Genomic DNA, 5,042 nt, shown 5'->3' on the forward strand with positions numbered 1-5,042 from the left:
GTGAACAGGCCCTCAGATGCCGAACCCACGCAAGTTCCCGCTGAAGAAGCCTCAGTTCGCGTGAACTCTGGGCTTTCCCGGCCCCCCACTCGGGTCGGCGCGACCAGCCCCGAAGTAACGCTCTGTGATCAATGTCACGGCGAGTGTCGAAGCGGTTAGTCCTTGGCTCGACTCTGGCTCATGCTAGAGGCGGGCGGAATCAGTGAAGGAAGAGTGAGTCGATCACGTGGGTCGGGTTGCCGGTCGCTATCGAACAGGAGCCGGCACCAGCGAGGCTCCGGGAGTCGTCCAGGTCACCGAAGACCACACCTACGAGAATCTGGTGGCCGACGCCGGCAGCGTGCCGAACCTGCCCGGACGCATCTCCCGCTTCCTCGATGGCCGGGCCGATGGATGCTCCCCCGATCTCAGCGCCCGAGAACTCCGCCCCGGCGACCAAGTCCTCCTGTGCTCGGATGGGCTGAGCTCAGTCGTGCCTCGCGAGCTCATCCAGGACACTCTGCGGTCATCAAACGCCCCTGAAGAAGCAGCCGATCAGCTCATCACCCTGGCTACTGACCACGGTGATCCCGACAACATCACTGTGATCGTCATTGATGTACGGAGTGCATTGCGCTGACCCCGCCACCTCACAGACACGGGGCCCGCACATCTCCACTGGGCGGGCCCTGCTGCGTTCAACGCGACCCGGACGCGGTCGAGCTGAACGACGATGACGATGGCGAGGAGGACTGAGCCGGGGCAGCGGTCAGCGCGGGGCGGTCTCACCTCGACGGAGGGGCGGCCAGGTCAGGGTGGTCCAGGCGCGCAGCAGCCATTCCAGCGAGCCGTAGCGGTACCGGCGCATCCACCAGCGGCTCGCGAGGGCCTGCGCTGTGAAGAGCACCAGGGCGATGGCCAGGACGCCCAAGGGAGGCACATCACCGACCAGGGCTGCGCCGTAGCCGGTGAACAGCAGGGCGCAGACGAGGGACTGGGTGAGGTAGTTGGTCAGGGTCATGCGGCCCGCCGGGCCAAGTGCCGCGATCAGCCGATCCCCGTGCCGGTCGCAGGCGAGCCGGAGGACCGTCGCGGCGTAGGCGGCGGCCAGCAGCGGGGCGGTGATGACGTCGATGCCCAGGGCGAGGATCTGGTACGCGCCGTCCGGGTGCTGCAGACTCGCGTGGGCGTAGACGACACCGCCGAGCAGCCCCAGCGTGAAGCCCGCCCACTGGAGCCTGCCCAGCGTCCTGCGGTGGCGGGCGATGTCCCCGAGGGCCTGGTTCCTTCCCGCGGCGAGGCCGAGGAGGAAGGCGGCCAGGGCGGCCGGGGCCTGGAAGAAGACGATCAGGATCAACACGTCGGGCAGCTGCTCCAAGTGGGCGGCGACCACTGACGCCGGGCCGCCGCGCAGTGCCGCGGTGGCCTGCTCGGCACCGGCCGCCGCGGCCGGGTCCACTCCGAAGCCGCCCGCCGCGTGGACGGCGAGCGCGAGCAGGACGTACGCGGCGGCGGTGAGGACCAAGAGGGTGACGGCGGTGCGCACGGCGGTACGGGGCCGGAGGCGACGGGCGGCGAGCAGGATCAGGCCGAGCATCGCGTACGTGGTGAGGATGTCCCCGGGGAACAGCAGGACCGCGTGCAGGGTACCGAGGACGAACAGGCCGGCCAGGCGCCGCAAGAAGCGGGGGGCGAAGCGGACCCCATGCCGCTCGGCGGAGGAGAGCTGGAGGGTGAAGCTGTAGCCGAACAGGAACGAGAACAGCAAGAAGAACTTGGCTTCGAAGAAGACCGCGACGAACCATCGGACCGCGTTGTCGAGCGGTGAGGCGAAGCCGGGGTCTTCCAGGCCCGTGCCGTGGTAGGTGGAGGCCAGGTAGCCGATGTTGACGATGAGGATGCCCAGTAGCGCGAAGCCGCGCAGGGCGTCGACGTGGGCGAGGCGTCCGGCCGCCCGGCCCGGAGTCGCGGCGGTTGCGGTGGTCACTCGGTCCCCTTGCGGTCGGTGATCTGCTCGACGAAGCGGCGCTGGTCGGCGAGGAATCCGGGCGCGTACAGGCGTCGCGGGGCGAAGACGGCGGTGAGAGTGAGGCGCGGCTCGGAGTTCTCGACGGCGTTGTCGACCAGCGAGTGGGTGGCGTCGGGGTAGTGCCGCACCGTCAGGGAGGCGGGAGGCAGGATGCGGCGGTAAGCGGCCTCGGTGTCGGCGACGTCGACGTTGATGTCGTGCCCGGCCAGCACCAGGAGCGTGGGGGTGCCGCGCATAGCGCGCAGGTCCTCACTCGCGTTGGAGCGGTAGTTCTTGGCGATGAACCGCCAGCGTTCGGCGGTCATGCCGTCGGTGTCGCCGACGGCGGTGCGGTACTGCTCGAAGGTCGCGCCCTGCCGCAGCAGGCGCAGGGTCGTCTCGCGCCGTCGCAGCGCTGCTTGTGTCTCGTCCTGGGTGGCGCCGTCCCTGCGCAGTTCGGCGAGGAGGTTGTAGCGCCCTTGTTGTCGCCAGTCGACGGCCGGTGAGACCGCGATGACGAACTGCAGGGTGCGGTCGCGGGCCGTGACTTTGGGCAGCACCCACCCGGCCTGGCTGGCCCCCCACAGGCCGATGCGCCGGCCGTCGATGTCGGGACGCGTGCGGGTCCAGGTGATCGCGGCGAGGGTCTCGTCGGCTCGGTCGTCCATGCTCTGGTCCAGCCAGTTCCCCTCGGAGGCGCCGATGCCGGGCTTGCTCAGGGAGAGCGAGGCGTAGCCGGCCTTCGCGAAGGACTCCCACAGGGGCCGGTAGAAGGTGTCGTGCGTGGCGTCGATGGGCCCGTCGCCGTGGACGAAGACCACCAGGCCGAAGGGGCCGTCGCCGCTCTCCGGCCGCGCGAGGACGCCGTCCAGCAGCCGCCCGTCGTGCCGCACGGTGATGCGCTCCTCCCGTAGCGCGTAGGTGTTCTGCCAGACCGCGACCCCACCGAGCCCCGCGCCCACCAGCAGCACGGCGACCAACGACCCCACGAGGACACGCCAGCGGTGCCGCATACGCGGCGCCATCCGTAGGCTCACATTCACCCCAAAACTATCGTTTTTAATACGCTCGTATTGAGGATGAACGTATTAGGGTTGATAGTGCAAGTGGCGGGCGTCCCGGCCCGCCGCGTGGAAGGAATGCCGATGGAGCCGACGCACACGCCGAAGCGGGGACACAGGCCGGAGAATCCGGATGGCCCAAGGGTGTGCAGGGGCGTGCCCAGAGGCAGTGAGCCGCGTGTGGCCGCGCTGTACTGGGAGGCGTTCGGGCGGAAGCTCGGCACCGCCCTGAACCCGCCGGACAAGGCCCGCGCCTTCCTCGCGGCCCATCTCCACCACGACCGGGGTGTGGTCGCCGTCGTCGATGGCGAGGTGGCGGGGGTGGCCGGCTACCAGCTCGGCGGACACGGCCTGATGGGCGGCGGCGCAGACGACGTCCTGTCCGCCTACGGGATCTTGCGCGGGCTGCCCCGCCTGGCTCTTCTCGCCCTGATGGAACGGCGCCCCGCCGACGGCGAGCTCGTGATGGACGGCATCGCCGTCGCCCCCGAACACCGCGGCAAGGGCATCGGTGGCCTCCTGCTGTGCGAGATCGCGGCCGTGGCCGCCGACCACTCATGCCGGCGCATCCGCCTCGACGTCATCGACGTCAACCCGCGCGCCCGCGCCCTGTACGAGCGGCAGGGCTTCACCGCCGTGCGCACCGAGAAGACCCCGTACCTGCGTAATCTGATGGGCTTCGGCGCCGTCACCACCATGCACCGGCCCGTCGCCCCGGCCGACTCGACGAACCGCCGGCAGGCTTGATGAGCACCCTCCCGAACACCCCGATGGGCACGCAGGCCAACGCGGACGGCATCGTCCCTGTCCCCATCCCCACCCGACTGCTGGTGCACGCCCTGGTCCGCGAGGACGGCACCGTCGACGCCGGTGAGCTCTACACCGTCGCCGGCCTTCTCGGCATGACCGACCAACAGGTCCGTCTCTGCATCAAGCGACTCGTGGCCGAGGGCCGCTTCACCCACGAAGGCCGCGGACGCAAGGCCCTGTTGAGGGCGGTCGCCGACGTCACCGGCTCGATCACCCCCAACGTCGCCCACGTCCGCCACGCTTACCGCCAGGACCACGGGCTCGCCGCCTGGGACGGTGTCTGGCTCCTGTTCGCCTTCGCCATCCCCGAGTCGAGCAGGACCTCCCGCGACGCCCTACGCGACACCCTGCGCCACCTCGGCGCCGCCCCGGTCCAAAGCGGCCTCTACGTCAGTGCGAACCCCATCGAAGAACTCGTCGAAGCCCAGGCCCGCCACCTCGACGTCGCCCACGCGCTCACCTGCCTCACCAGCACCGACCTGCGCGTCGGGGGCCGTGATGACCCGCACGCCCTGGCCGCCGCCCTCTGGCCCCTGGACGACATCGCCTCCCGCCACGACCGCCTCGCCGACCTCGCCCGGGTCTGCCTTGACCGGCTCGCGCAGCCGGACAGCTCCACCGGGCCCGAGCAGCTGACCATGGCCATCCAGCTCGCCGCGGCTTTCACCCACGCCATGGAACCGGACCCCCTCCTGCCCCCCGAGCTCCTCCCCCAACCCTGGCCCGGCGCCCACGCCCGCCGGCTCACGGCCGCCTGCTGGACCGCGCTCGCCGAGGCCGACACCCACGCCACCACCGAGACCCCTGTCCCACGCCTGTTCGTCCAATACGAGGACCTACTCGCATCGATCCCTGAGCGCCTTACCTGTAACGGGGGCTGACTGGTAAGAGTCGTTGATCAGGTAGTCGGTGTTTTCCCCGCTGCAGTAGATGATGCCTCGTCTGTCACTAAACTTCGCTTTTAACCCGGCGACGGATGTCAGGCTGTCTGGTTAGTCGTTTTGATGGCCGGGTGGCGAGGAGTAGGTCCGCGGATGGTGCCGCGTGGGCGGCCCGGAGAGCGTCCACACGGTTGTGGCGCGCTGGCGGGGACTATCTCCGCGCGAGCGGAGCGAAATGCGCGTCGCACGTGTCCGGGCGTTAATCGGTGGGTGGGCAGGGGTTTTCCCAGGGCAGGCGCAGGT

General features: G+C 69.9%; 5 protein-coding genes. 3 read left to right on the plus strand and 2 right to left on the minus strand.

The window, feature by feature from the left end; translation table 11 throughout:
• The first annotated feature begins 226 nt into the window (after positions 1-226).
• Positions 227-619 (plus strand): PP2C family protein-serine/threonine phosphatase, encoded by a 393-nt coding sequence (locus ACSDR0_RS49270; RefSeq protein ID WP_435295903.1) that lies wholly within the window; start codon positions 227-229, stop codon positions 617-619.
• A 129-nt stretch (positions 620-748) separates the two neighbouring features.
• On the opposite strand, the gene ACSDR0_RS49275 is transcribed toward ACSDR0_RS49270, so the two are convergent.
• Positions 749-1,966 carry a DUF418 domain-containing protein gene (locus tag ACSDR0_RS49275; RefSeq protein ID WP_435295904.1) on the minus strand — a complete coding sequence of 406 codons (1,218 nt, stop codon included), beginning with the start codon at positions 1,964-1,966 and terminating at the stop codon, positions 749-751.
• Positions 1,963-2,976 (minus strand): alpha/beta hydrolase family protein, encoded by a 1,014-nt coding sequence (locus tag ACSDR0_RS49280; RefSeq protein WP_435295905.1) that lies wholly within the window; start codon positions 2,974-2,976, stop codon positions 1,963-1,965. The genes ACSDR0_RS49275 and ACSDR0_RS49280 overlap by 4 nt, the downstream gene beginning before the upstream one ends.
• A 228-nt stretch (positions 2,977-3,204) precedes the next feature.
• On the opposite strand from ACSDR0_RS49280, the gene ACSDR0_RS49285 reads away from it, so the two are divergent.
• Positions 3,205-3,795: a GNAT family N-acetyltransferase gene (locus ACSDR0_RS49285; RefSeq protein ID WP_435295906.1), complete on the plus strand. Its 591-nt coding sequence runs from the start codon at positions 3,205-3,207 to the stop codon at positions 3,793-3,795.
• Entirely contained in the window at positions 3,795-4,739 is a 945-nt protein-coding gene (locus ACSDR0_RS49290; RefSeq protein ID WP_435295907.1) for a PaaX family transcriptional regulator C-terminal domain-containing protein, read from the plus strand. Before ACSDR0_RS49285 ends, ACSDR0_RS49290 begins: the two co-directional genes overlap by 1 nt.
• Positions 4,740-5,042: the final 303 nt, after the last annotated feature.

The organism is Streptosporangium sp. G11 (genome assembly GCF_051192615.1).
Lineage (GTDB): Bacteria > Actinomycetota > Actinomycetes > Streptosporangiales > Streptosporangiaceae > Streptosporangium.

Coding starts and splice junctions, on each gene's coding strand:
- ACSDR0_RS49290 (WP_435295907.1), top strand. CDS start 3,795: ATGAGCACCCTCCCGAACACCCCGATGGGCACGCAGGCCAACGCGGAC.